Source organism: Streptomyces sp. NPDC058231 (genome assembly GCF_042882275.1).
In the GTDB taxonomy this organism is placed as follows: domain Bacteria; phylum Actinomycetota; class Actinomycetes; order Streptomycetales; family Streptomycetaceae; genus Streptomyces.
On record NZ_JBHVWN010000001.1, the window covers coordinates 1 to 26,326 of the forward strand.

At 71.3% G+C, this 26,326-nt stretch carries 20 protein-coding genes and 2 tRNA genes; 5 read left to right on the plus strand and 17 right to left on the minus strand.

The window, feature by feature from the left end:
• Positions 1-115: 115 nt before the first annotated feature.
• From thrS to ACFVXE_RS00030, 6 genes are all read right to left on the minus strand, one after another.
• Positions 116-1,420, minus strand: coding sequence for a threonine--tRNA ligase (gene thrS, locus ACFVXE_RS00005; RefSeq protein ID WP_389667547.1), 1,305 nt, complete (start codon positions 1,418-1,420; stop codon positions 116-118).
• A gap of 160 nt (positions 1,421-1,580) precedes the next feature.
• Positions 1,581-3,752: a 3-hydroxyacyl-CoA dehydrogenase NAD-binding domain-containing protein gene (locus ACFVXE_RS00010; RefSeq protein ID WP_389667549.1), complete on the minus strand. Its 2,172-nt coding sequence runs from the start codon at positions 3,750-3,752 to the stop codon at positions 1,581-1,583.
• A 38-nt stretch (positions 3,753-3,790) separates the two neighbouring features.
• Positions 3,791-5,005, minus strand: coding sequence for an acetyl-CoA C-acetyltransferase (locus ACFVXE_RS00015; RefSeq protein ID WP_389667551.1), 1,215 nt, complete (start codon positions 5,003-5,005; stop codon positions 3,791-3,793).
• 35 nt (positions 5,006-5,040) lie between these two features.
• A complete protein-coding gene (locus tag ACFVXE_RS00020) occupies positions 5,041-6,183 on the minus strand; it encodes an acyl-CoA dehydrogenase family protein (protein WP_030979747.1) in 1,143 nt (380 codons plus the stop codon).
• 10 nt (positions 6,184-6,193) lie between these two features.
• On the minus strand, positions 6,194-7,219 hold the full coding sequence (locus ACFVXE_RS00025; RefSeq protein ID WP_389667553.1) for an LLM class F420-dependent oxidoreductase: 1,026 nt from the start codon (positions 7,217-7,219) through the stop codon (positions 6,194-6,196).
• Positions 7,219-8,370: a CaiB/BaiF CoA transferase family protein gene (locus ACFVXE_RS00030; protein ID WP_389667554.1), complete on the minus strand. Its 1,152-nt coding sequence runs from the start codon at positions 8,368-8,370 to the stop codon at positions 7,219-7,221. Before ACFVXE_RS00030 ends, ACFVXE_RS00025 begins: the two co-directional genes overlap by 1 nt.
• A gap of 203 nt (positions 8,371-8,573) precedes the next feature.
• Between ACFVXE_RS00030 and ACFVXE_RS00035 the strand changes: the two genes are divergently transcribed.
• Positions 8,574-9,764 (plus strand): saccharopine dehydrogenase family protein, encoded by a 1,191-nt coding sequence (locus ACFVXE_RS00035; protein WP_389667556.1) that lies wholly within the window; start codon positions 8,574-8,576, stop codon positions 9,762-9,764.
• A 36-nt stretch (positions 9,765-9,800) separates the two neighbouring features.
• Here ACFVXE_RS00035 and mmpA read toward each other — a convergent pair whose 3' ends face one another.
• Both mmpA and ACFVXE_RS00045 read right to left on the minus strand, forming a co-directional pair.
• On the minus strand, positions 9,801-9,944 hold the full coding sequence (mmpA, locus tag ACFVXE_RS00040; protein WP_389667558.1) for a morphogenic membrane protein MmpA: 144 nt from the start codon (positions 9,942-9,944) through the stop codon (positions 9,801-9,803).
• 73 nt (positions 9,945-10,017) lie between these two features.
• A complete protein-coding gene (locus ACFVXE_RS00045; RefSeq protein ID WP_389667559.1) occupies positions 10,018-10,695 on the minus strand; it encodes an endonuclease V in 678 nt (225 codons plus the stop codon).
• A 473-nt stretch (positions 10,696-11,168) separates the two neighbouring features.
• On the opposite strand from ACFVXE_RS00045, the gene ACFVXE_RS00050 reads away from it, so the two are divergent.
• On the plus strand, positions 11,169-11,585 hold the full coding sequence (locus tag ACFVXE_RS00050; RefSeq protein ID WP_389667561.1) for an SsgA family sporulation/cell division regulator: 417 nt from the start codon (positions 11,169-11,171) through the stop codon (positions 11,583-11,585).
• Positions 11,586-11,622: 37 nt separating this feature from the next.
• Here the strand turns inward: ACFVXE_RS00050 and ACFVXE_RS00055 are convergent, their stop codons facing one another.
• Positions 11,623-13,026 carry a hypothetical protein gene (locus ACFVXE_RS00055; protein WP_389667563.1) on the minus strand — a complete coding sequence of 468 codons (1,404 nt, stop codon included), beginning with the start codon at positions 13,024-13,026 and terminating at the stop codon, positions 11,623-11,625.
• A gap of 301 nt (positions 13,027-13,327) precedes the next feature.
• On the opposite strand from ACFVXE_RS00055, the gene ACFVXE_RS00060 reads away from it, so the two are divergent.
• Entirely contained in the window at positions 13,328-14,959 is a 1,632-nt protein-coding gene (locus ACFVXE_RS00060; RefSeq protein WP_389667565.1) for an ABC-F family ATP-binding cassette domain-containing protein, read from the plus strand.
• Between the two features lie 339 nt (positions 14,960-15,298).
• On the plus strand, positions 15,299-16,273 hold the full coding sequence (locus tag ACFVXE_RS00065; protein ID WP_389667567.1) for an acyl-ACP desaturase: 975 nt from the start codon (positions 15,299-15,301) through the stop codon (positions 16,271-16,273).
• A gap of 40 nt (positions 16,274-16,313) precedes the next feature.
• On the opposite strand, the gene ACFVXE_RS00070 is transcribed toward ACFVXE_RS00065, so the two are convergent.
• The 7 genes from ACFVXE_RS00070 to ACFVXE_RS00100 all read right to left on the minus strand — a co-directional run bounded on the left by ACFVXE_RS00070 (position 16,314) and on the right by ACFVXE_RS00100 (position 23,539).
• Positions 16,314-19,679: a hypothetical protein gene (locus ACFVXE_RS00070; RefSeq protein ID WP_389667569.1), complete on the minus strand. Its 3,366-nt coding sequence runs from the start codon at positions 19,677-19,679 to the stop codon at positions 16,314-16,316.
• Positions 19,680-19,807: 128 nt separating this feature from the next.
• On the minus strand, positions 19,808-21,208 hold the full coding sequence (locus ACFVXE_RS00075; protein WP_389667570.1) for an SDR family NAD(P)-dependent oxidoreductase: 1,401 nt from the start codon (positions 21,206-21,208) through the stop codon (positions 19,808-19,810).
• A gap of 13 nt (positions 21,209-21,221) precedes the next feature.
• Positions 21,222-21,296, minus strand: a tRNA-Ala gene (locus ACFVXE_RS00080).
• Positions 21,297-21,309: 13 nt separating this feature from the next.
• Positions 21,310-21,385 (minus strand) — tRNA-OTHER (locus ACFVXE_RS00085).
• Positions 21,386-21,568: 183 nt separating this feature from the next.
• Positions 21,569-21,823 carry a WhiB family transcriptional regulator gene (locus ACFVXE_RS00090; RefSeq protein ID WP_389667572.1) on the minus strand — a complete coding sequence of 85 codons (255 nt, stop codon included), beginning with the start codon at positions 21,821-21,823 and terminating at the stop codon, positions 21,569-21,571.
• Positions 21,824-21,895: 72 nt separating this feature from the next.
• Positions 21,896-22,696, minus strand: coding sequence for a VOC family protein (locus ACFVXE_RS00095; protein ID WP_389667573.1), 801 nt, complete (start codon positions 22,694-22,696; stop codon positions 21,896-21,898).
• 204 nt (positions 22,697-22,900) lie between these two features.
• Entirely contained in the window at positions 22,901-23,539 is a 639-nt protein-coding gene (locus ACFVXE_RS00100) for a hypothetical protein (protein WP_389667575.1), read from the minus strand.
• Between the two features lie 113 nt (positions 23,540-23,652).
• On the opposite strand from ACFVXE_RS00100, the gene ACFVXE_RS00105 reads away from it, so the two are divergent.
• On the plus strand, positions 23,653-24,312 hold the full coding sequence (locus ACFVXE_RS00105) for an MSMEG_1061 family FMN-dependent PPOX-type flavoprotein (RefSeq protein ID WP_389667576.1): 660 nt from the start codon (positions 23,653-23,655) through the stop codon (positions 24,310-24,312).
• Positions 24,313-24,562: 250 nt separating this feature from the next.
• Here ACFVXE_RS00105 and ACFVXE_RS00110 read toward each other — a convergent pair whose 3' ends face one another.
• Positions 24,563-26,098 carry a S1 RNA-binding domain-containing protein gene (locus ACFVXE_RS00110; protein ID WP_389667578.1) on the minus strand — a complete coding sequence of 512 codons (1,536 nt, stop codon included), beginning with the start codon at positions 26,096-26,098 and terminating at the stop codon, positions 24,563-24,565.
• Between the last annotated feature and the right edge of the window lie 228 nt (positions 26,099-26,326).

A 26,326-nucleotide genomic window follows, 5' to 3' on the forward strand; every position in this document is an offset into this window, starting at 1 on the left:
CTGCTGGCGTTGGTGACCGGTTTCCTGGGGTCGCTCCTGGCGGTGCGGGGGGCCGGTTCCCCGGCGTAGTGCCCCCCGCGGTGCCGGGGCCCCGCGGCGCCCTCCCAGGCGTCCGTCAGGCGACGGCGTCCCACAGCTCGGTGGTGTGGGAGTCCACCAGCGCGCCGATCCGGTCGAGGAAGGCGTCGGCGGTTTGCGGTTCCAGGCGGCGTCCGTCGCGCAGCCGTACGGCGACATGGTCCTCGGTGGCCTCCTTCGCGCCGATCACGGCCAGGTACGGCACCAGGCGGTGCTCCCGGACACGGGCGCCCAGGGTGCCGCGTTCCGGCCCGGCGATCTCGGCCCGCAACCCGCGGTCGGCGCAGCGGGCCGCCAGCGCCTCGGCGTTCGGCAGCTCCGCCTCGGAGACCGGGAGGATCACCAGCTGGGTCGGGGCGAGCCAGGCGGGGAACGCACCGCCGTGTTGTTCGACGAGGTGCGCGACGGCCCGCTCCACGCTGCCGATGATGCTGCGGTGGACCATGACCGGCCGGTGTTTCGCGCCGTCCGCGCCGACGTAGTGCAGATCGAACTGCTCGGGCTGGTGGAAGTCGACCTGGACGGTGGACAGGGTGGACTCCCGTCCCGCGCCGTCGGTGACCTGGACATCGATCTTCGGGCCGTAGAACGCGGCCTCGCCCTCGGCCGGCTCGTAGGGCAGGCCGGACCGGTCGAGGACCTCGGTGAGCAGGTCGACGGAGCGCCGCCACTCATCGGGGGCGGCCACGTACTTTCCGCCGGGTCCGGGGAGCGAGAGCCGGTAGCGGGCCGGGCGGATGCCCAGTGCTTCGTACGCACTGCGGATCATCTCCAGGGCGGCCCGCGCCTCGTCGGCGACCTGGTCCAGGGTGCAGAAGATGTGCGCGTCGTTGAGCTGGATGGCCCGGACGCGGGTCAGTCCGCCGAGCACGCCGGAGAGTTCGGAGCGGTACATGCCGCCCAGTTCGGCCATGCGCAGCGGCAGTTCGCGGTAGCTGTGGGAGCGGGAGCGGTAGATCACCGCGTGGTGGGGGCAGAGGCTCGGCCGCAGGACGACCTGTTCCGAGCCCACGTCCATGGGCGGGAACATGTCGTCGCTGTAGTGCGACCAGTGTCCGGAGATCTCGTACAGTTCCCGCTTGCCCAGCACCGGCGAGTACACGTGCCGGTAGCCGGCCCGCCGCTCGGCGGTGCGGATGTACTCCTCCAGGGTGTGCCGGACGGTCGCGCCGTCCGGGAGCCAGTACGGAAGGCCCGCGCCGATCAGTGGGTCGGTGTCGAACAGGTCCAGTTCACGGCCGAGCCTGCGGTGGTCGTGCATGGCGGTCTCCTCGCGGTCATCGGGCGAGCAGCCGCAAGCCGAAGCCCCGGGGCACTCGCCCCGGGGCTTGGACTGAGACATCTGTCAGCGCGCCGGGACACTCTCCGGCGTCGTCGTCATGACGGCAGTGCGCTTCATGACGCTGACGCTAGCAGGATGTCCCGCCGTCCACCCGGTGATTTACGGCCGGGGGGCGCGGATGGCGCAGTCTCCGGCCGTACGTGACCTGCCGGGCCGCCGGTCAGTCGTGGAAGGTCTCACCCTTCCCGGCCTTCTCCACCAGCAGCGCGGGCGGCAGGAAACGGTCGCCGTACTTCTCGGCGAGTTCCCGGGCGCGCGCCACGAAACCGGGCAGGCCGCCCTCGTACCCGTTGATGTACTGGAGCACACCGCCGGTCCAGGGCGGGAAGCCGATGCCCATGATGGAGCCGATGTTGGCATCGGCGACCGAGATGAGGACGTTCTCCTCCAGGCAGCGGACGCTGTCCAGCGCCTCGGAGAAGAGCATCCGCTCCTTCATGTCCTCGAACGGGACGTCGGCGTCCGGCTTCGTGAAGTGCTCGCGCAGCCCCGGCCACAGCCCGGCCCGCTTGCCGTCCTCGTCGTACTCGTAGAAGCCGGCGCCGCCGCTGCGCCCGGTCCGTCCGAACTCGTCGACCATCCGGTCGATGACCGCGTCCGACGGGTGCCCGGCCCAGGTGCCGCCGGCCTCCTCGACCGCTCGCCTCGTCTCGTTGCGGATCTTGCGCGGCAGGGTCAGCGTCAGCTCGTCCATCAGCGAGAGGACCTTGGCCGGGTAGCCGGACTGTGCCGCGGCCTGCTCGACCGAGGCGGGCTCGACGCCCTCGCCGACCATGGCGACGCCCTCGTTGATGAACTGGCCGATGACGCGCGAGGTGAAGAAACCGCGCGAGTCGTTGACGACGATCGGCGTCTTCCGGATCCGCCGGACCAGGTCGAAGGCGCGGGCCAGGGCCTCGTCCCCGGTCTGCTCGCCCTTGATGATCTCTACCAGCGGCATCTTGTCGACGGGCGAGAAGAAGTGCAGTCCGATGAAGTCGGCGGGGCGCGTGACCCCCTTGGCGAGGACCGTGATCGGCAGCGTCGAGGTGTTGGAGCAGAGCAGCGCGTCGGGCTCGATGACGTCCTGGATCTCCTGGAACACCTTGTGCTTGAGCGCGGTGTCCTCGAAGACCGCCTCGATGACGGCGTCGCAGCCCGCCAGATCGGCCGGGTCGCCGGTCGGGGTGATGAGGGCCAGCAGCTCGTCGCGCTTCGCCTCGGTCGTACGGCCCCGGGAGAGCGCCTTGGCGAGCAGCTTCTCGCTGTACGCCTTGCCCTTGGCGGCCGCCTCGGTGGAGACGTCCTTGAGGACGACCTCGATGCCGGCGCGGGCGCAGGAGTACGCGATGCCGGCGCCCATCATCCCGGCGCCGAGCACGGCGACCTTCCTGACCTGGCGCTCCTCGATGCCCTTGGGGCGGTTGGCACCGGAGTTGACGGCCTGGAGGTCGAAGAAGAACGCCTGGATCATGTTCTTCGAGATCTGGCCGGTGACGAGCTCGGTGAAGTACCGGGCCTCGATGGTCAGCGCGGTCTCGAAGTCGACCTGGGAGCCCTCGACGGCGGCGGCCAGGATGTTGCGCGGCGCCGGCATGGGGGCGCCCGCGAGCTGCTTCTTCAGGTTGGCCGGGAAGGCGGGCAGGTTGGCGGCGAACTTCGGGTGGGACGGGGTGCCGCCGGGGATCTTGTAGCCCTTGACGTCCCAGGGCTGCTGGGACTCGGGGTGGGCGTCGATGAAGGCCCGGGCCTTGTCGAGCATCTCCTCGGGTGTGGCCGCGACCTCGTGGACGAGCCCGTTCTCCAGGGCGCGCTGCGGGGTGTACTGGGTGCCCTGGAGGAGGACCTTCAGCAGCGCGTCGGCGACGCCCATGAGGCGTACGGTGCGGGTGACACCGCCGCCCGCGGGCAGCAGGCCGAGCGTGACCTCGGGCAGGCCGATGCGGGAGCCGGGCGCGTCGAGCGCGATGCGGTGGTGGGAGGCGAGTGCGATCTCGTAACCGCCGCCGAGGGCTGCTCCGTTGATGGCGGCGACGACGGGGATGCCGAGGGTCTCGATGCGGCGCAGCGAGCCCTTGATGGCGGTGCCGGCGTCGAAGGCGTCCTGGGCGTTCGCCGGGCCGACCTTGATCATGTCCTTGAGGTCGCCGCCCGCGAAGAAGGTCTTCTTGGCGGAGGTGTAGATGATGCCGCGGATGGCGTCCTTCTCGGCTTCCGCGCGGTCGGCGACGGCCGCGATGGAGTCCTTGAAGGCCTGGTTCATCGTGTTGGCGGACTGGTTGGGGTCGTCGAGTACAAGGGTGACGACGCCGGTCTCGTCCTGTTCCCAGCGGATGGTCGTGCTCTCGGTCATTGCTGTGTTCTCCGTAGGCAAGGGGTGGCCGGGGACGGTCAGAGGCGCTCGATGACGGTGGCGACGCCCATCCCGCCGCCCACGCAGAGGGTGGCGAGGCCGTACCGCTTGTCCTGGCGCTCCAGTTCGTCGATGAGCGTGCCGAGGATCATCGCTCCGGTGGCGCCGAGCGGGTGTCCGAGCGCGATGGCGCCGCCGTTGACGTTGATCTTGTCGAGGGAGAGCCCCATGTCGCGGGCGAAGCGGAGGACGACACCGGCGAACGCCTCGTTGATCTCTACGAGGTCGATGTCGTCGATGGTGAGTCCGGCCTTGGCGAGGGCCTTGCGGGTGGCGGGGGCGGGGCCGGTCAGCATGATGGTCGGCTCGGATCCGGAGACCGCGGCGGAGACGATCCGGGCCCGCGGGGTCAGACCGTACCGCTCGCCGATCTCCTTCGAGCCGATCGCGACGAGTGCGGCGCCGTCCACGATGCCGGAGGAGTTGCCCGCGTGGTGGACGTGGTCGATCTTCTCGACCCAGTGGTATTTCTGCAGCGCCACGGCGTCGAAGCCGCCCAGCTCGCCGATGGTGGCGAACGAGGGCTTGAGGGCGGCCAGCGAGTCGGCGGTGGTGCCGGGGCGCATGTGCTCGTCGTGGTCGAGGACGACGAGGCCGTTGCGGTCCTTGACCGGGACGACGGAGCGCGCGAAGCGGCCGTCCTTCCACGCCTCGGCGGCCCGCTCCTGGGAGAGCGCGGCGAACTCGTCGACGTCGCGGCGTGAGAAGCCCTCGATGGTCGCGATGAGGTCGGCGCCGACGCCCTGCGGGGCGAAGCCGGTCTCGTAGTTGGTCATCGGGTCCATCGCCCAGGCGCCGCCGTCGGAGCCCATCGGCACCCGGGACATCGACTCGACACCGCCCGCGAGGATCAGGTCCTCCCAGCCCGAACGGACCTTGGCCGCAGCCAGGTTGACGGCTTCCAGACCGGAGGCACAGAACCGGTTCTCCTGGACGCCCGCCACCGAGTCCGGGAGTCCGGCGGCGATGGCGGCGATCCGGGCGATGTCGGACCCCTGGTCGCCGAGCGGGCTGACCACGCCGAGGACGATGTCGTCGATGGCGGCCGGGTCCAGCCCGGGGAAGCGGTTGCGGATTTCGTGGATGAGGCCGACGACGAGGTCGATCGGCTTGGTGCCGTGCAGGGCGCCATTGGCCTTGCCGCGGCCGCGCGGGGTGCGGATCGCGTCGTAGACGAATGCTTCGGTACTCAAGACAGCAGCCTTTCGAGGGTGGTCGATCGTCGGGGTCAGGCGAGCAGCGAGCGGCCGATGATCTCCTTCATGATCTCGGTCGTTCCGCCGTAGATGGTCTGGATGCGGCCGTCGGTGAACGCCTTGGCGACCCGGTATTCCGCCATGTAGCCGTAGCCGCCGTGGAGCTGGAGGCAGCGGTCGGCGACGCGCTTCTGCAGTTCGGTGGCCCACCACTTGGCCATCGAGGCGTGTACGGCGTCGAGTTCGCCGTTCGAGTGGTCGACGATGCACCGGTCGACGAAGGTCCGGGTGACGGCGCACTCGGTGGCCATCTCGGCGATCTCGAAGCGGATGTGCTGGAGCTTGGAGAGCGGCCGCCCGAAGGCTTCGCGCTCCTTGACGTACTGGGTGGTGATCTCCAGGAGGTACTCGGCGGCGGCGATACCGGCGAGCGCTATGCCCATCCGCTCCTGTGCCAGGTTGGTCATCAGGTGGATGAACGCGCCGTCGCGCTCACCGAGCAGGTTCTCCTTGGGGACACGGACGTCGTTGAAGAACAGCTCGGCCGTGTCCTGGGACTTCTGGCCGATCTTGTCGAGGTTGCGGCCCCGCTCGAAGCCCTCCGTGCCGCGTTCGACGACGATCAGGGAGAGCCCCTTCGCGCCGCCCTCCGGGGTGGTCTTCGCCACGACGACCACCAGGTCGGCGAGGATGCCGTTGGAGATGAACGTCTTGGAGCCGTTCAGCAGCCAGTGGTCGCCCCTGTCCTCGGCGGTGGTGCGGATGCCCTGGAGGTCGGAGCCCGCGCCGGGTTCGGTCATCGCGATGGCGGTGATGATCTCGCCGCTGCAGAAGCCCGGCAGCCAGCGCCGCTTCTGTTCCTCGGTGGCGAGCCCGGTGAGGTAGGGGCCGATGATGTCGTTGTGGAGACCGAGAGCGAGTCCGGGGGCGCCGGCCCGGGTGAACTCCTCGGCGAGGACGGCGCTGTAGCGGAAGTCGGTGGTGCCACCGCCGCCGTACTCCTCGGGCACGGCGAAGCCGAGCAGTCCCTGCCGGCCGGCCGCGAGCCAGGCCTCGCGCGAGACGATGCCGTCCTTCTCCCACTGCTCGTAGTGCGGGAGGACTTCCTTGGTCAGGAAGGTCCGGACGGTCTCACGGAACGCGTCGTGCTCCTCGGTGAAGATCTGCCGCTGCACTGCGGGCCCCCTAGAGCCAGTTCTTGACGGTGGAGATCAGCCGGGCCGGATCGGGACCGACCGGAATGACGTTGAGCATGGTGACGCCGGACTCGCGGAACGCCTCGATGCGGTCGCGTACGTACCCCTCGGGTCCGCACAGCGACATGAGCTCGCAGAATTCGTCCGGGACGGCGGCCTCGGCCTCCCTCTTCTTCCCGGAGAGGTAGAGCTCCTGGATGAGCGCGGCTTCCTTCTCGTACCCGTACGAGACGGCGAGGTCGTTGTAGAAGTTCTTGCCCTTGGCGCCCATTCCGCCGACGTACAGCGCGATCTGCGGGCGGGCGAGGTCCCTGAGCGCGGCCGCGTCGTCGCCGATGGCAAGGAGTCCACCGGCGACGGTCTGCAGCGGGCCGCGCGCGGGGTCGCGCTCGGCGGCGCCCTCGGCTAGGGCCGTGCCCCACACCTGCCGGGCCTTCTCGGGGAGGTAGAGGGTGGGTAGCCAGCCGTCGGCGATCTCGGCGGTCAGCCGGACATTGGCGGGGCCGAGCGAGGCGATGTAGAGCGGGATCTCCTCGCGCACCGGACGGGTGAGGATCTTCAGGGGCTTGCCGAGCCGGCCGCCCTTCTCCTTGGGCAGCGGCATGTCGGTGATGCCGTGGTGGTCGATGACCTCGCGGCGCCAGATCCGGCGGCACAGTTCGACGGTCTCGCGGGTCCGGCCGAGCGGCTTGTCGTACGCCTTGCCGTGCCAGCCCTCGACGACCTGCGGCCCGGACGCGCCGAGCCCGAGCAGCGCCCGGCCGCCGGAGATCGCGTCGAGTCCGGCGCCGGTCTGGGCGATCAGGGCGGGGGTGCGGGAGTAGACGTTGAGGATCGCCGCACCGATCTTCATGCGTTCGGTGCGGGCGGCCAGATAGCCCATGAGGGTCGGTGAGTCGAAGCCGTACGCCTCCGCGACCCAGACGGCGTCGAGTCCGGCGGACTCCAGGGCAGCGACCTGGTCGCAGGCCTCGCGCGGGTCGCCCGCGTAGTTCAGCGGCAGGGAGAGTTCCATCAGGGGGTGGTGTCCTTCCGGGGCCGGTGCATGCTCGGTACGCCCCAGTCGCGGGCGACGTCCTCGGTGTCCGCGCCCGGCTGCGCCGGTGCGCTGCGTACGGAGACGGGTGTGGCGGAGAAGCGGGGTGCGGGGGCCGGCTGGGTGAGGCCGCCGTGTTCGACGAAGGTGGAGCGGGCGGCGAGGTGCGGGTGATGCGGGGCCTCGCGGAGCGAGAGGACGGGGGCCACACAGGCGTCCGTGGCTTCGAAGACCTCGGTCCACTCCGCGCGCGTCCGGGTCCTGAACCGGTCGGCGACGACGGTGCGCAGCTCCTCCCAGCGGGTGAGGTCCGCCCGGTCCGGGGCCAGGTCCTCGATCCCGAGGAGCTTGACGAACTCGTCGTAGAACCGCTGCTCCAGCGGGCCGACCGCCATGTACTGGCCGTCGGCGGTCTCGTACGAACCGTAGAACGGGCAGCCGCCGTCGAGCAGATTGGAACCGCGCCGGTCCTGCCAGCCGCCCGCCGCCAGCATCCCGTGGATCATCGTGGCGAGGTGTGCGGCACCGTCGACGATCGCCGCGTCCACCACCTGGCCCGCGCCGCCGGGCGTACGGGCGTGCTGGAGGGCGGCGAGGACGCCGACGACGAGGTAGAGCGAGCCACCCGCGTAGTCACCGACCAGGTTGGCGGGGACGGCGGGCGGCTCACCGGGCTTGCCGATCACGGAGAGCGTGCCGGTGAGGGCGATGTACGCGATGTCGTGCCCGGCCCGTTCGGCGAGCGGCCCGTCCTGGCCCCAGCCGGTCATCCGCCCGTAGACGAGCCCGGGGTTGCGGGCGAGACAGACGTCGGGGCCGACTCCGAGCCGTTCGGCGACGCCCGGCCGGTATCCCTCGATCAGGATGTCGGCGCGTTCGACCAGGTCGAGCACCCGGTCCGGGCCGTCCTCGGCCTTGAGGTCGACGAGCACGGAGCGCTTGTTGCGGTTGGTGAGGTCGTACGCGGGGTCGATACCGAGCCCTGCACCGCCGGGACGGTCGACCCTGACGACATCGGCGCCGAGGTCGGCCAGGAGCATCGCGGCGAACGGGCCGGGGCCGATGCCCGCGAGCTCCACCACGCGCACTCCGGTCAACGGGCCGTGCCGACCGTGCTCCGTCGTTGCCATCAAGCCCCCAGCGGTGTGACACAACCGATGTAACATCGATGATGCTAAGAACGTGCCGCGCTCCGCACAACCCCTTGGGCCGAGCAAGCGCTTAGTTCTCTCTCCGGGATCCTCCCTCACGATCGCCGCCCGGCTGCACACCGCCACGACCCCTCCGCTAACCTCTGCCTGCTACATCGGCGCCGGCCCCTGCGGAGGCACTCGTGAACAGGCAGAACGGGGCAGAACGCCCCTATGACGTGGTCCTCTTCGGCGCCACCGGTTTCGTGGGTGCCCTCACCGCCGAATATCTCGCCGCCCACGCGCCGGCCGGCTGCCGCTGGGCGCTGGCCGGCCGCAGTCGGGCGAAGCTGGAGAAGGTCCGCGAGCGTCTGACCGCCATCGACCCCCGCTGCGCGGAGCTGCCTCTGCTGCACGCCGACGCGGAGGACCCCGGCTCGCTGCGCGCACTCGCCGAATCGGCCCATGTGGTCGCCACGACGGTGGGTCCGTACGTCTGGTACGGCGAGCAGCTGGTCGCCGCCTGCGCGGAGGCCGGGACGGACTACACCGATCTCACCGGTGAGGCGGAGTTCGTCGACCGGATGTTCCTGGAGCACGACGTGCGGGCCCGCGAGACCGGGGCACGACTCGTGCACGCCTGCGGCTTCGACTCCGTACCGCACGACCTCGGGGTGTACTTCACCGTCCAGCAGCTGCCGGCCGACGTGCCGCTGACGGTCGACGGCTTCGTCCGCAGCAACGCCGTCTTCTCCGGCGGTACCTTCGCCTCCGCGCTCACCGCGATGGGCCGCGGCCCGCAACTGCTGCGCGCCGCCCGGGAGCGCCGGCTGCACGAACCGCGGCTGGTCGGCCGACGCGCCCGCGCGCCGTTCGGCACCCCGCACTTCAGCGCCGGGACCGGCACCTGGGCGCTGCCGCTGCCGACCCTGGACCCCCAGGTCGTCGAGCGCTCGGCGCGGGCACTGGCGCGGTACGGCCCCGACTTCCGTTACCGCCACTTCGCCTCGGTACGGACGCTGCCGATGGCACTGGGCGGTGCTGCGGCGGCGGGCGGCCTGCTCGGCGCCGCACAGTTGCCGGCCGCGCGGAACTGGCTGATGGGCCGCTACGAGCCGGGCCGGGGCCCGGACGCGGAACGCCGGAGGCGGAGCTGGTTCACCGTCCGGTTCGTCGGAGAAGGCGGCGGACGCCGGGTCTACACGGAGGTCTCCGGCGGCGACCCCGGCTACGACGAGACGGCGAAGATGCTCGCGCAGTCCGCGCTCTGCCTCGCCTTCGACGAACTCCCGCCGACCTCGGGGCAGGTCACCACGGCCGTCGCGATGGGCGACGCACTGCTGGGACGGCTGCGCGGGGCAGGCCTGCGCTTCCGCGTCGCGGCGGTCCGCTGAGCGGATCCGTGACCCGGCGACCGGTGGGCCGCCGGGTCAGAACACCCACGAAGCGAGCGTGCAGATCATCGAGACGACCCAGACGGCTCCCGCCAGAACTCCGAGAGTCATCCCCACGGCAAGGCGCCGCTGGGCGACGTAAACGGTTCCGGGGCGCGTGGCTGTTCGACGATCGCTCATACATACCAGAGTGTCGTTCATGATCAATGAGTGATATCCGTACACATACTCAGATGCGACCGCTCACCGGTACTCACGCGGTCGCGTCCCGGAGGGCCTGCCTGCAGAGCGCATCGGCCCTCCGGGTACTCTCCGGCTGCCGGAAGTCCCTGGCCAGCAGGAGCGTGTGCGCACACGCGTTGTCCAGGTCCGCCCGGTGGCCGACGGAGACGTACACCGGCTTGACGCCCTCCTGGGTGCGCAGCGCCCTGCCCACTTCCTCGTCGCCGTCGACGAGCGGGGAGGAGTCACCGCGCCGGGGACCCGGCTGCTCGTACGTGAAGGTGAACGGGTTCTTCGCGACGCCGATCACGGGCAGTCCGGTGAGCACGCCGAGGTGGCTGGCGAGCCCGAAGCGGCGCGGGTGCGCCCTGCCGTACCCGTCGCAGACGACGAGGCCGGGGTCGACCGGAAGGGATTCCAGCGCGGCCAGCACGGTCGGGATCTCCCGGAAGGCGAGCAACCCCGGGACGTAGGGGAAGGTGACCCGGCCGGCCGCGGTGGCTTCCGCGACGACGTCGAGCGTTGCCGCGTCGAGGACGACGGCCGCTGCCACGACGACGTCGCGTTCGTCGTCGTAGGCGACATCGACTCCGGTCACCCGTCCCGTGCCGGGCGGCGGTCCCGGCTCGTCCAGCACCACGCGGGCGCGGAGGGTGTCCTGAATGGCTCGGGCTTCGGCCGCGTCGGCGGGCATGCGGAACGTCGTCATGGTGCCGTCCAGCCTAGGTCCTGCCCGGACGGCCTTCCCGGGCGGCGGGCGACGGGGAAGTGTCGTGCGGGCCGGGCCCGGTGCGGCCTCGGCCTGCGCAGTGCGACGGGTGAGGGCCGACAGGCCGCGGAAGCAGACGTCCGCCCTTTCGGTGAGCGCCGGCTCGCCCGGCGGCCGGGGCCGTCCTGCGTCCGGGGTACCGACTGCCGCGCCGTCGGCACGGCAGTCGGTACCCCGGTAAACCGACCCCATGAAATCCGTCGTGGCGTCTTCCCCTCGGACCTCATGACGCAGGAAGCTGACGGGCCGGCAGTACTCCGTCCAGGATGCGCCGCCGACGAGCGGGCACATGATCCGGGAGGCGGTGTGCGCGGTGATGCAACTCACGCCGCCTCGCAGTGCACGGACAGGGGACTTCCGTCGTCTCTGTCGGTGCCGTGAACCGTCCGTCCGGCCGCAAGAGGGAGCAGGTCTTGTCCAGCGTCATCGAGCAGTCCGTGCAGGCCCGCATGGTCGCATCCGCGCCGCGGATGGAGACCCTTCCCGCCACTTTGCAGTACGACCGCGGGGACCCGTTCACCGTGCGCATGGCGTTCCCCGCCCCGGCGACCCTGGAGGGCACCGAGGTGGCCTGGGAGTTCTCCCGCGATCTGCTGGCGGCCGGGGTGGACGCGCCGGCCGGCGTCGGGGACGTACGCGTCAGGCCGTTCGGCTACGACCGCACGGTCCTGGAGTTCCATGCAGCCGAAGGCATCGCGATGGTGCATGTCCGTACGGCGGAGCTGCGCCGTTTCCTCAGGCGTGCGCAGGAGCTGGTTCCCCCGGGCGACGAGTCCCGGTTCCTGGACGTCGACCGGAGTCTGGCGGAGCTGCTCGACGGAACCTGCTGACCGGCCCCGACGTCCCGGACGGCTCCCACCGCCCCGGTCAGTCCTTCTTCACCGCTTTGATCTCCACCAGGTTCCGGCCGTCGCAGTACGTCACGGGCGACTTCGCCCCGGCGAACGCGACGCAGTCCGACGTTCCGCGCCAGCGGACGGTGCCGTCGTAATTCACCAGCAGCAGGTGGCGCCCGACCTGGAAGAGGTCGCCGTTCACGCGCCGTGCCCCCGCCCCCAGGGCCTTGGCCCGCCGGTCGGCGACGACGGCGTCGACCGGGCGGTCGGCAGTGCCGGGGGCACGGATCAGGTCCTCGGTGCCCCTGCCGTCCGACGGGACCAGGTACGCCCCCTCGGCGAGCCGGCGGAGCGTCTGCTTCGGACCGAAGTACGGATCGACGACCAGGGCGCCGCCGCGCTCGGGCAGCACCAGGTCGTAGTCGGCCCTCAGCGACAGGGTGCGGTCCCAGCGGCAGCCGGTGCGCGGATCGCGGGCGGCCTGCGGCTGGTCCCAGACGAAGTCGTACCGCCACCCCTCGTGCTCGTCGTCCGGCGGAGCGGCGGCCATGACCGTCGCCCGGCAGCTCCCTCGGGCGGGCGCGGTGACCAGGAACGTCCGGTAGCTGAACCGGGCGGCCCGGTCGACGGTCCCGGCCGGCGGGTGCAGGCCCGGGATCCACTCCGGCCGGTGCGTCTCCTCGTCGAGGGTGCCGACCCGGTCCCTGCCGATGAGCAACGGCTCGCACAGGCCCTCGGCGGCGGCTGCACGGCCGCCCAGGGCGTCGGCGCCGCACGGGGTCCGTACCCGGTACGCCCCCGTGATCCGGGTGCTCCACTGCCGCGTCCCGCGGGAGACGTCCCAGGCCGTGAACCGGCATCCGGCGGCGGAGCAGGTGGCCGCTCCGATCACCGTCCCGATGGGACCGGGCATCATGAAGACCCGGCTGTCCGGGGGCAGGGTGTGTCTCCAGACCAGGGCGCCGCTGCCGGGGTCGGCGAGGGCGACGGCGGTCGGGTCCGCGCGGCCGGCGCGGCCGCCGATCAGCACGGTGCCGCGCGAGGAGAGCGGAACAGCCGAGTGCGGCCCGCCCGGCAGCCGTGAGGTGATGGCGAACTCGGCCGGAAGAGTCACCGTCCAGCCCCGCACCGGGGCGCGCACGCCCTCCTCACCCTCCTGCGGTATCCGGGCGAGCTTGCGCCCCTGACCCAGCAGGCCGTCCCCGGTCCCGAGCAGCGACCAGCTGCCGTCGGGTCCCGGCGGGACGGTCAGTGGGATGCGCCGCTGCTCGGAGGGGACGGACTCACCGTCCGAGAACATCGGCGGCTGCGGTCCGAAACATCCGGTGAGCACCGCACCGGCGCAGAGCACCGCGAGCGCCCTCAGGGCTCTGTCCGTCCAGCGACGTGCCATCGTCCGGCCCCCGTCCTGCCGCCCCACCGGCGCGGCAGGCATCACCGTAAATCCTTTGCCGTGCCGTGGGGTCCCGTCGTAGCGTTCGTGACGTCCTTGTTGTCGTCGATCGGAGTAGGACGTTGCTCGTCTGAGGTCGTGAGACACCGCGTTGCGCGCCGTGTCCGGACAGTGCATCCCGTTCGGGTCTGCCATGTCTGTCAGGTATGCGCGCCCGAGTGTGACCTCAGCTCTTCGAGCCGTCCTCCGCAACCGGGACTCCCCCTCGGCCGTGTCCGTGGAACGCCCGTGACCGGTGTCTCACCCGTTGCTTCCTGCCTTTCCTCGCAACCGGGAGAACCGTATGTCCACCCCACTGACTCATATCGCCTGCTCGTCGCTCTCCTTCACCTGGCCGGACGGCAGCGAGGTCTTCGACGACTTCCAGCTGGCCGTGGGCCCCGGCAGGACCGGCCTGATCGGCCTCAACGGCTGTGGAAAAACAACCCTGTTGCGACTGATCGCCGGTGACCTGACCCCTTCCGGGGGCCGCATCCAGATCCACGGCGACATCGGCTACCTGCCGCAGAATCTGGTCCTGGACACGGCACTGCGGGTCGATTCCGCACTCGGTGTCGCCGCCACCCGGACCGCCCTGCACGCCATCGAGTCGGGTGATGTGCGCGAGGAGCACTTCGCGGCCGTCGGAGACGACTGGGACGTGGAGGAACGTGCCCGTGCCACCCTCGACCAGCTCGGACTCGGTCACATCGGGCTCGACCGTACGATCGGCGAGATGTCGGGCGGCGAGTGCGTGCTGCTGCGGCTGGCCGCGCTGCTGCTGGCCCGTCCGGGAGTGCTGCTGCTGGACGAGCCGACGAACAACCTGGATCTGTACGCCCGCAGGCGGCTGTACGAGGCGGTCGACGCCTGGACGGGGGTCCTGGTCGTCGTCAGCCATGACCGTGAGCTCCTGGAACGGGTCGACCAGATCGCGGATCTGCGGGACGGATCGGTCACCTGGTACGGCGGGAACCTCAGCGCGTACGAGGAGGTGCTCGCCGTCGAGCAGGAGGCGGCCGAGCGCATGGTGCGGGTCGCCGAGGCCGACGTAAAGCGGCAGAAGCGCGAACTGGTCGATGCCCAGGTCAAGTTGGCCCGCCGCAAGCGCTACGGACAGAAGATGGAGGACACCAAGCGCGAGCCGAAGATCGTCATGGGCAATCGCAAACGGGCCGCCCAGGAGTCGGCGGGCAAGCATCGCATCATGCACGCCGAGAAATTGTCGGAGGCGAAGGAACGCCTCGATGACGCCGTCGACGCGGTGCGCGTCGACGACGAGATCAGGGTCGACCTGCCGCACACCAAGGTCCATCCAGGCCGGGGTGTGCTGGTACTGCGCGATCTGGAACTCGCCTACGGGGCGCGGGTACGCGGCGATTTCGAGCTGCGCGGCCCCGAGCGGATCGCGCTGGTCGGCCGTAACGGTGCGGGAAAGACGACGCTGCTGCGGACCGTCGCCGGTGAACTGGCGCCGCTGTCCGGTGAGGCGACCGCCCAGCTCCCGCTGCGCTTCCTGCCGCAGCGCCTGGACGTGCTCGACGACGGGCTGAGCGTGGTGGAGAACGTCGCGCGGTTCGCACCGGACGCCACGGACAACCGGATCAGGGCGCGGCTGGCGCACTTCCTGTTCAGGGGTGCCCGGGCGGACCGGCCCGTGGGAACCCTGTCGGGCGGGGAACGGTTCCGTGCGGCGCTGGCGGCGCTGCTGCTGGCCGAACCCGCGCCGCAGCTGCTGATGCTGGACGAGCCGACGAACAATCTGGACATGGCGAGCGTGCGTCGGCTGACGGCGGCCCTGGAGTCGTACGAAGGAGCACTGATCGTGGCCAGTCACGACGTGCCGTTCCTGGAATCCCTCGGGATCTCGCGCTGGCTGATGCTGGACGGCGAACTGCGCGACACCACGGCCGACGCGGTGCGCGAGAGCCTGTGAGCGGGTCCGGCCGGGGAGCCCCACCGGTTCCCCGGCCGGACCACGGGAGGCACACCGGCCCGTCGGCGACGCGGCCGGGAGCAGGGCCGGCCCGGGTGAACCGGCAGGCGGAATCAGCGAGTTCCGCCACGTGACACACCAATAAGGGGGATATCGACCGATTCAAGCAGTGGGGCGAGTGCGTGACCTGGCTCTCCACATGCCCATCCGACCTGCACATATAACGGTACGTAATCGGACTTCGCGCGGACGGGCTTGGCGGCAGCCTTACTCCCGCTTTAACCTACGGTCTCGTAACCTACGAGGCCGTAGGTAATTCTCCCGTCCCCAGGAGCCCCCGTGACGATCACCTCTCCCCACCTCGGCAGTTCGCAGGCGTGGACCGATGCGCAGCTGCTGTACGCCCTGGAAGAGGTGGTGGAGAAGGAGCTCAACCGCCATCTCAAGGTCGCCAAGGACTGGATGCCGCACGAGTACGTCCCGTTCTCCGACGGCCGGAACTTCCCCGGCATCTTCGAGGACGGCGAGGCGTGGCAGGCCGATCAGTCCAAGGTCTCCGACATCGGCCGGATCGCTCTGGTGGTGAATCTGCTGACCGAGGACAACCTCCCCAGCTACCACCACGAGATCGCCTCCCTGTTCGGCCGCGACGGCGCCTGGGGCACCTGGGTGCACCGCTGGACGGCGGAGGAGGGCCGGCACGGCATCGTGATGCGCGACTACCTGCTCACCTCGCGCGCCGTCGACCCGGACAAGCTGGAGCAGTTCCGGATGGCGCACATGGCGGAGGGCTTCGAGTCCGACAACCGTCACTCGATGCTGCACTCGGTGGCGTACGTCGCCTTCCAGGAGCTTGCGACCCGCGTCTCGCACCGCAACACCGGCCACCAGTCGGGCGACCCGGTCTGCGACCGCATGCTGGCACGCATCGCCACCGACGAGAACCTGCACATGGTCTTCTACCGCAATCTGCTCGGCGCCGCCTTCGAGCTCGCGCCCGACCTGACGATGCAGGCCGTGCGCGACGTCGTCGTCAACTTCCGGATGCCCGGCCACGGCATGCCCGGCTTCGAGCGGGCCGCCGCGCAGATGGCGATCGGTGAGATCTACAACATGCGGATCCACCACGACGACGTGATCCAGCCCGTGCTGCGCTACCTGAAGGTGCTGGACATCGACGGACTCGGCCCGGACGGGCTGCAGGCGCAGGAGGAGCTGGGTCTGTACATGGGCGGCCTGGACAGTGAGGCGTCCAAGTTCGACGAGAAGCTGGCCACGCGCAAGGCCCGGATGGCGGCCCGCGCGAACGCCTGACCCGCGGATTCGGTAGTTCCCCGACGGCCCACGAGACCGCTCACTCGTGGGCCGTCACTTCTGCGTGGGCGGCGTCGCGCACATCCGGGACCGGGTGCTGGCGCAGCAGCCTCAGCTGGGTGCGCCAGGGCCCGGTCCACGCGGTGCGGGCGCCTCCGGCGGCGGTCAGTGCGGCGGCGAACAGCCCTTCCGCGGCGTCCCCCGTGGCGCCGAGCCGGGCCACGACCGTGAGCAGGGTGTCGGTGTCCCCGGTGCCGGACCGGTGCGCGTAGGTGATCCGGGTGGCGAGTGTCTGCGCGGTACGAGCGGCCAGCACGGGACGCCCGTCGTGCAGGCGGGCCAGCCGGACCAGCGACGCGTGCAGCGGGTCGGCAGCGGCGTCCAGGTCCACGGCGTGCGTGAGCAGCGCGGCGGCCTGCGGTACGAAGTCCCGGTGCACCGCGAGGATGCCGGCGGCGGCGGTGCGTTCCTGCTGGAGCGCTTCGGGCCGGTGGGTCACGGTCCTTGCGGTCAGCAGCCGCACCAGGTGGTCGATCCGCTGCCGGGCCGGCCGGTCGCGTTCGGAACCCGCGTCGTCGGCGGTGTCGGTGGTGGTCAGCGACGTCAGTGCCCGGTTCAGTTCGGCGGCGGCCTCCGGCGCCGTGGCGGCCGCGCCGGTCAGCGCGGAGGCGGCGGACTGCCAGTCGCGGCGGCGATCCAGGTCGGTGAGGGCGTCGACGAGCACCGCGCATGCCCCCGGTGCCCACGGCACCCAGCGGGCCAGCGCCTGGTGGCCGAGCTCGGCGGACTCCTCGTCGCCGGCGGCGCAGGCCTGCCGCACCAGTTGCGCGTAGCGTGGCCGGTGCGCCTCGGGCAGCTCCGCCGGAATCGGCCGCAGCACCGCTGTCCGCAGGGTTCCGCCGCCGGTCGCCGCGTCCGCCATCACCGCCCACATCCGCTCGTCACCGAGCAGATCCGTGCCGAAGTTCACGCAGGCGGCCCGGACGTCCGGGTGCTGGCCGGGCAGCGCGTAGGCCTCGGCGAGCACGCGGGCCGCCTCGCCGGCGGGCAGCCGGGTGGCGGCGATCCGCACGGCCTCCTTGCGGCTGGTGACCTTGCCGGTGCCCGGCGCCACCCGGTCCCGCAGCAGGGGACCGAGCCGGGACGGCCGGACCGCCCGCGAGGCCCGGCTCGCCGCGTACACGGCGACCCGGGCCCGGTCGTCCGCGGTGTGCCCGAACAGCTCGGCCAGCACCTCGGCGGGCCGGTCGGTCCGGGCGAGCGCGGCAAGCGCCGCTTCGGCGAGCACCACCTCGGACGACCCGGTCCAGCGGCGCAGCGCCTCGGCCCCCGCCTCCGGAATCGCGGCCAGCTGTCCCAGCGCCGCCGCCCGGGTGTACAGCGGCAGCTTCTCGTCCCGCACCGACCGCTCCAGTGCGCGGGCGGCGGCCCGCTGCTGACGTGGGACCCAGCGACGCGCCTCGCGTCCGACCGGCACGGTCCAGGGGGTGCCGCGGATGAGGAACCGTCCGTACGGAGGGGTGTCGCCGAGGAACCGGTCGAGCAGGTCGGTGCGCCGCCCGGTGAGGACCGACAGCACCGCGGGGAGCACGGCGGCGGACGGTTCATGGGCCAGCAGCTGCTCGACGCGGGCGCTCCGGCCGGCGGGCGCCCGCAGCCACAGGTCGACGGCGGCGTGCGCGGTGGAGCCGTTCCCGTAGCGCACGGCCTGCCAGAGCAGTTCCTGGAGGTCTTCCATGGCTGCCGCGCGACGGCCCACCGCCCGGGCGAGGGCGAGGACCAGCCCGTAGTCGGACTTCTCGGCGCCCGCCTCCAGCCAGGGTCGCAGCGCCTCGAAAACCGTGTGTTCCTGGCCGCGCCGCAGTGTGCGGTCGAGTCGGCCGAGGTCGGCGCCGCCGGTGTTCCCGGAGAGCCTGGTCAGGGTGCGCAGCGCCCAGTTGACCAGCGCGCGCCGCCCGGTGGCCGCGTGGGTGCGCAGCACGGCGAGAGCGAGGGAACTCAACGTGCGGCGGGTGTCCGGGGAGGAGTCACGGGCCTCGACCGCATCGGTGGCGATCCGGTCCAGCCGCGGTTCCATGTCGTCGGTCAGGAGGCCGGGCGGAACGGCGAGCAGGGCGTGCAGTGCGGCGCACCGGACGGGGTCCTGCTCGTTGCGGAGTCCGCCCATGTCGTCCAGGACGGCGGCGACGGCGGCCGGGTCCGCGGAGCGTCCGGCGTTGTGGATCAGCAGCGGCCATGCTTCGGCGCGGTCGTCGGCGGCCGGCCTGCGGGTGGCGGCCAGCAGCTTCTCCCGTACCTCGGGGACGGGCAGGAACGACTCCGCGAGAAGGACGGAGTTCCATGGAGCGCCGCGCTCGCGGGCCCGGTCCGCCATGCGCCGCGCCTGCCGCGCCACGGAGATCCGGGGGAGCGCGGCGAGCAGGGTGGCGTCCACGGTGACGGCCGAACCCTCGCCCCGGCCGTCGGCCAGCGCGGTGTGGAAGGCAACGCGACGGCCCGGTGGCAGTGCTTGGATCAGCAGGTCCCGCTCGGAGAATCCGTCCATGGCGCGGCCCAGTTCGACCAGAAGTGTCTCCGGCGCCGTTCTGGCGAGACGGCGCAGCACGGTGCGGGTGAGGGCGCCGCTGCGGCGGATCGCGAAGCCGTGCGGGCCGAGCAGCAGCCGTACGACGCGTGCGGGGTCGGCGGCGACGAGTAGGCCCAGCCTCCGGCGCAGAGGCGTGGGAAGCTGCGACGGACCGTAGCGTTCGAGCAGGTCGAGGACCCGCTGCGGGCAGTCGGTGACGGTCGCGGCGACCCCACGGTCGTGCCCGTACCACTGCCACCATCCGTCACGTGCGGATTCGGGGCCGCCGGCCAGGTCCCGTTCCGCGGCGTCGAGGAACGCGCCGGGGTGGCGGCGGCCCAGCGCGGACCAGCAGCCCACCGCGTGGAAGAGCTCCGGCAGCAGTCTCGCCACGGTGGGGGTCGAACAGCCCGGCAGCAGACGGGCCGCCTCGGCGTCCCCCCAGTTCGCACGCACCCCGTCGATCAGCCGGTCGGCGAGCGCGGTGCGCCGCTCCGCGACGATCGCCCGCATCAGCCTGCGCCGTACCGTTTCGGAGGCGTCGTCCAGCGCCGCTTCGTACCCGGCGTCCGGTACGCCGAGACTGCGCGCCACCCGCAGGGCATGGGCCTGGACGAAAGCGTCCTCGTCCGCGAGGTGTGCGGCGATCCGGTCGCGGTCCCCGCCGGCCGCCGCGGCGATGACGGCCAGGCCCCGCTCGTACGGGCCCCGCCGTTCCAGCTCCAGCAGGACCGGTCGCAGACCGCCGTCGGCGGCCAGGCCGCGCGCCCGTACGGTGAGTTCACGCATCCGCTCGGGGTACGGAAGTGAGTCCAGCGCGTCCAGCAGGGAATCGATCACGGGAGTGATTGTGCCCTGCGGGTCCGAAGTACTCCCAGGGGTTTATGTGTGCCGCGCATCGAGGCGGCAGCGGCGGGAACCCGGGGGCGGGTGGGCTCCGGGCTCCGGACCGCTGCCGTGACCGGCGGTCACCATGCCGCTTCCCGGTAGTCCTTGAGGAAGACCCCGGAAACGGGCGATCCTGCCTCCCCGCGCACGATCGGGTCATAGACGCGGGCGGCGCCGTCCACGATGTCGAGCGGCGTACGGAAGCCTCCGGCGGCGATCCGCTCCTTCGTCGGCACCGGGTTCTCGTCGGTGATCCAGCCGGTGTCGACGGCGGACATGTGAACGCCCTGGGAGGCGAGTTCGGGGCCGCTGGTACGGGTCAGCATATTGAGGGCGGCCTTCGCCATGTTGGTGTGCGGGTGTCCGCCGGTCTTGTTCCGTACCGCGAACCGGCCTTCCACCGCGGTGACATTGACGATGTAGCGCCGCGGCCGCGGGGAGGCCAGCAGGAGCGGGAGCAGACGGTCGCAGAGAAGCGCGGGGGCCAGGGCGTTGACGAGCTGGGTCTCCAGGACCTCGGCAGGGTCCAGCTCGCCGATCCGTGCGGACCAGGAGTTCACGGGTGCGGTGTCGGGCAGCAGGCCCGCCTCGTCCACGCCGGGCAGCAGGCCCGCCTCGTCGAGCCCGGGCAGCAGCCCGGTCTCCCCGGTGTCGGGCAGCACCAGTGCCAATGCGTTCGGCGCGGAGTGCCTTTCGAGGGCGGTCACGGGTGTGTAGCCGGGGGCGCGGAGCACTCCGGCGGGCAAGGGGCCGCGCTCCCCCGCGGCCAGCAGCGCGTACGACCCGGGCGGGCGGCGCACGGTCTGGGCGGCATTGTTGATCAGGATGTCGAGCGGCTCACCGGCGTCGCGCAACTGCTCGCACAGGCCCAGGACCTGGCGCGGGTCGCGGAGGTCGATGGCGGCGACGGTGAGCCGGCCGAGCCATTCCGGGCTGTCTTCGACGGACCGGAAGCGGCGCAGGGTGTCGTGCGGGAAGCGGGTGGTGACGACGAGTTCGGCGCCGTCCCTGAGCATCATCAGCGCCAGCTGGAACCCGATCTTGACCCGGCCGCCGGTGAGCAGGGCGCGGCGCCCCGACAGATCGGTGGAGAGTGCGCGACGGGACCGGTTCTCCGTCGCGCAGTCCGGGCAGAGCAGATGGTAGAAGGCGTCGACCTGCCGATACCGGCCCTTGCATATGTAGCAACGCCGGGGCCGCGCCAGCGTTCCCGCCGGACGGGCGGGCACCGGACCGGCGTCCAGCGCGGCGTCCTCACGGCGGTCCGTGGCGCCGGTCGCCGTCGCCGAGGTGACGGCGGCGTCGGCAGCGGCCCGCTGCTCACCCCGGATCCTGCGCCGCCCCCGGCGCCCGTCACGCGCGAACGAGAAGGCGACCTGTTCGGCGCGGAGCCGGGCGGGATCGTCGGGGGGCAACGCCCTGAGCCGGCCGACGAGCCGGTCGAAGGCCGCCAGTTCCCCGTCCGTGATGCCACTGTCCATGGATCCGCCCCCTCGTGACCCGGCCGGATTCGAACCGGCGTCCTTCCGCATGCCATGCGGACGCGCCTGCCTCTGCGCTACGGGGCCCCGAGGGGGCGACCTGCCAGGGTCGGCCGGATTCGAACCGGCGTATCCGCCTTGAAGGGCGGCGCGCCTGCCTCTGCGCTACGTCCGGGCATTGGGCAGATTCTAACCGGCTGCGGCCTGCGCGCTCCCAGGTTTTGTCCGCGGCGGAGGCCCGCACGAGTGCGCCGTCGGTCCGGTCCGCATCGGCGGTATCTGCCGCCCGGATGCCCGGACGAGGGGCGCAGGATCGCGCGGAGTCGAACGGCGGGAGGCGAGAAGGGGTTCAGGCCCGGTTCAGGCCCGGTTGCGTTCGGCTCTGCGCAGCCGTTCCCGCTCCTTCTCGGAGAGCCCGCCCCAGACGCCGAACCGCTCGTCGTTGTCGAGGGCGTACTCCAGACAGGCCTCCCGGCCCTCGCAGGCGTTGCACAGCTGCTTGGCCTCACGCGTGGAGCTTCCGGGGGCGGGGAAGAAGAACTCGGGTCCCGCTTGCGCGCAGAGCGCCGTCTCCTGCCAGGCGAGTGCGGGGTCGGTCGCGGTGTTGATCAGCATGGCGACACAGTGCCCGGTCGCGATAAACAACTGATCAACGATGCGTCAATGCCCGGCCCGTACGCCCCGCAATCAGCTCTCCGACCTGTTCGCGCTCCTGATCACGGCGAAGTGCGCGCCGAACGGATCAGCGACGTCGGCGAACGTGCCCACGCCTGCCTTCTCCACGGGCGCCCGTGTCAGCTTGCCGCCCAGTCGCTCCACGTCCGCCACCGTGGCATCGCAGTCGTCCACCTCGAAGTACGGCAGCCAGTGCGGTCCCGGCACGGCCTGGACCGGTGCGGTCCCGAGGGGTAGCAGCCCGCCGAATTCGGATTCCTCGCCACCGCCCCGGGTGCGGATCAGGGTGTAGGACCCGCCACCGCCGGGGAGCGCCGCCCCGTGGGTCTCCCACCCGAAGACCATGCCGTAGAACGCCGCGGCAGCCGGCACGTCGGGGGTGTACAGCTCGGCCCAGCAGAGCGTGCGCGGGCCGCCCACCGCGCCGAGTCCGGGGTTCTTCCTCGGCTGCCAGGTACCGAAGTACGCACCGCCCCGGTCGGTGAAACCGCCCATCCGCCCGAAGTCGAGGACGTCCATCGGCGGGAAGGGCACCGTCCCGCCGGCCTGCGCGACCGCCTTGGCGGTGGCGTCGACGTCGGAGGTCCGGAAGTAGACCGTCCAGGACGACTTCGCCCGCTCCGGAGGTACGGCCATCGCGCCCGCGACCGACTTGCCGTTCAGTGTGAACATCCCGTATCCGCCGGTCTCGGTACCGCCCGGCTCGAATTCCCAGCCGAGGAGCGCCTGGTAGAAGGCGGCGGCCGCTTCGAGGTCAGGCGTGGAGAGATCGAGCCAGTTGGGCGCTCCGGTGACAAATTCGGTGGTGAGCATCGTGTGGCTCCTTCAGCGGGTCCCGCTCCCGTGCCGCGGGGTGTCTCCTGACCATCCGAGTCTTGCACCGGGCACTGACAACCGCGGTACGCGCAACGCCGGAGTCCACTGCGCCGGAGCACGGCACTCGTGGACGCCCGGCTAACGGGCTGACCCGCAATTGATCTTGGGACGTGTTGGCCTGCGGTTCGGCTGGGTCGTGGTTCAGAAGGCCGTGGCGCGAACATGCATCAGCTCGATGCTGGTTTTGTGCCGGGTGGGCCGTTTGGCGGCGCCGTCGGAGACCAAAGCGGCGATGGCGAGGTGAGTCTCGCCATAGGTTTCGCGGCGGCCGGTGTACCGCTGGAGCGGGCGCCACTGCCGGACTTCGGCGTTGGCGTGCTCGACACAGATCCGGCGGGAGGACTGGCGGCGTTTCATCTCGCGCCAGCCGTACCGTTCGGTGACGGGCTCGTCGTTCGGGGCCTTCATGCCCTTCGGTTTCCTGGGTGGGGCGCTGACCTGGTCGGGGAACTCGTTCGCCAGGCCGCGGTAGCCATCGTCGACCTCGGCCTTCACGCCGGGGTGCCGGTGGAACTGCTCGGCGATGCCCTCGGTGCGCACGGCGGTCTGGTCGCCCAACGCCTCATGGGTGAGCCCAGTCCGCAGATGGGCCAGTGTCACCAGGAGCCGGTCGGTGAAGACCAGTTCGTACTTCGGCCCGGCCCCCGCCTCCCGCCGACGGTCGCCCTCACGTCGCCCATGACGCCCAGACTCACAGCGCGCCACCCAGCGCGGGGCGAGTTCCGTAACCAACTCGCCCAGATGTCGGCGCGACAGCCCGCAGAAGGCAGGATGAGACATGGCCGCACGGACCTATTTGATCTTCACACACCAGATAACTCGCGCGGGTGTCTCTATGTCCCCGCACTCGCCGACCAAGATCAATCGCAGGTCGGCCCATTAGGGTCGGGGGCATGACGACACCCCTTGCCAGCAGCGCCTTCGACTCGCTCCGACTCGACGCCGTGCCCGACCAGGAGGCGCTGCGCCGGGCCTACGAACTCCCCAGCGACGCGGCCGTGCGCAAGCAGATGACCGAACTCACCGAACAGACGCAGCGGTTGATCGGCTGCTCATCGCTGGTCCTGGTCGCCAGCGCGGACGCCGAGGGCAACTGTGACGTTTCCCCGCGCGGCGGCCCCGCCGGGTTCGTCGCCGTCCTGGACACACGGACGGTGGCGATACCGGACGCGACCGGCAACAAGCGTCTGGACACCCTGCAGAACGTCATCGCCACCGGACGGGCCGGGCTGCTGTTCTTCATCCCGGGGCGCACCACGACGCTCAGGGTGAACGGCCGGGCCTGCGTCTCCACCCGCCCGGACCTGCTGTCGCAGCTGACCGCCGTGGGCAAGCCGCCGGCCAGTGCGCTGGTGCTGGGGATCGAGGAGGTCTACCCGCACTGCCCCAAGTCGCTCCTGCGCAGCGGGGCCTGGAAGCCGGAGCAGTGGCTACCGGCGGACGCCCAGCCGACCTCGGCCGAGGTGACGCTGGCCCAGCTGCGGATACCGGAGCTGACGATCGCTGACATCGAGCAGGCGGAGGCGGATTCGCTGAAGTACCGGTACGAGTAACGGGCCGACCTGCGCTTGCTGAACCACCAGCCCGCCGAACCCCAGACCAACACGCCCCAAGATCAATCGCGGGTCAGCCCGTAAGGGCTGTCCCGTTCCTGGTGGATCAGCGCGCGGCGTCGGATGCGGTGCATCGCAAGGCGGAGGAGCGTCCTCATGCTGGGCGTATTCGGGCGTTCGACAACGCAGTGAGGTGCCGTAGAGCTGTCGTCGTGCGCCCGCCAGGGACTACGGGACAGCCCTGAGGTGATCAGCGGACCCCGTCCGGGACGTCGGCGGGTGGTCCGGGAGTCGGCAAGTGCGACAGGACCATGCGCCGGCGGGCGAGGTCCACCTCGGTGATCCGCACGATGATCTCGTCCCCGACCAGCACGGCGTCCTCCGGCCTCGCCACTGGTTCCACGGCCGGATCGGAGTTGCGGACCAGGCCTTCGAACCCGTCCCGCAGGCCGCCGATGCGGACGAACGCACCGAAGGGAACCAGTTTCGTGACGCGCCCGGGGACGATCTCACCGACGCGCGGGACGAACGACGGCAGCGGATCCTCCACCAGCGCCTTCCGGGAGAGCGCGATCCGCTCCCGGGCCGGATCCACATCGAGCACCTCCACGGTGACCTCGTCGCCGACTGCGACGACGTCGGTGTACCGCTCGAAGGACTGCCAGGACAGTTCGGCGGCGTTGATCATGCCCTCGACCCCGCCGATGTCGACGAACACCCCGCAGTCGGCGATCGAGGTGACGGTTCCGGTACGGATCTCACCGCGGGTCACCCTGTTGAGGGCGGCCCAGCGGATGTCGCTCGGAGTCGGATCCACTCCCCACCGGGCACGGAGCACTCCGTCGTCGTCCGGCAGGACAGCGGTGAACAGCGGCTCGGGATCGGACCGTTCTCCGGAATGGGACACGGCGCCCACCGCACTTGCGCCGGCCAGCGACGCTCTCAGTCCAGCCTCCGGCACCTCGTCGTCGGCCATGAAACTGCTGATCCGTCCGGACGCGTGCACCACCACGAACTCGGCGCGGAACTCGCCGGGAAGCGCGCCGAGCACCGCGTCGACGTCATCGGACAGGAAGTCCGGCCACACCGTCAGCCATGCGCGAGGAGCCAGTCCGGCACGGAGGTTCCCGATACCGGCGCGCGTGACACGGTGCCAGCGGGCCGCATTGGCCACATAGCCCTCCTCGACGAGCAACGTCCCACCCCTGGGCACGGTCAGGTACAGGAGCTGCCAGAAGTCGTCGTCCGCCGGCCGCTGTTCCACCGACCGGTCGTCGAAGTCCGGGATGTAGGGGGACGCCTGGATGCGTACCGGGAAGAGTCCCAGAGCGCGGGCGCGTGACACGGCGCCCTCGCTGGGCCCGCTGCCGGACACGTAGACGTACTGGTCGTACCCGACGTGGACGGCGAATCTGCCCTCGACCTCCAGCCGGCACCATGCTCCGTTGTCCCGGAGCATGGCCCGGACGAGTTCCAGCCCGACGGGGACGGACACCTCCGCTCCGTCGTGGTATCCGGTGAGATCAGGCGGGAAGAGCCCGGCCAGACCGTGCCCGGCGACCGGTGCCTCCAGGCCGAAGTTGACGAGGCCGGCGACCTCCGGTTCACGGATCGTCAGGTGGAGGACGCCGGCCTCCTCGGCGAACGCGGCCACCGCCTCCAGATAGGCGCACTCGACCGGACCGTGATCACTGACCGAGTCCTCGGCACCGGTGTACGCGCCGGACGCGTCGAAGTCGGCGGGGTCGTACTTGGTGATCAGGTAACTGACGGCGTATTCACTCACGGCCGGAGCGTAGGGTACGGCGCCCGTCGACCGCGCAGAATAGAACGGCCCGGCGTGCAGGCGGCCCGGCACAGGGCGGCCGCCCCGGCCGGACGCCTACGCGCCGCCCCGGCCACGCACCGCCGACCGGGCCCCGAGCGGCCTTGGCGGTCAGCTGCCCATGGCACGATATGTCTCACTCGGGCAGGTGCCGGGCAAGGCGGCCGCGGGCTGCGCGGACAGAGGAAC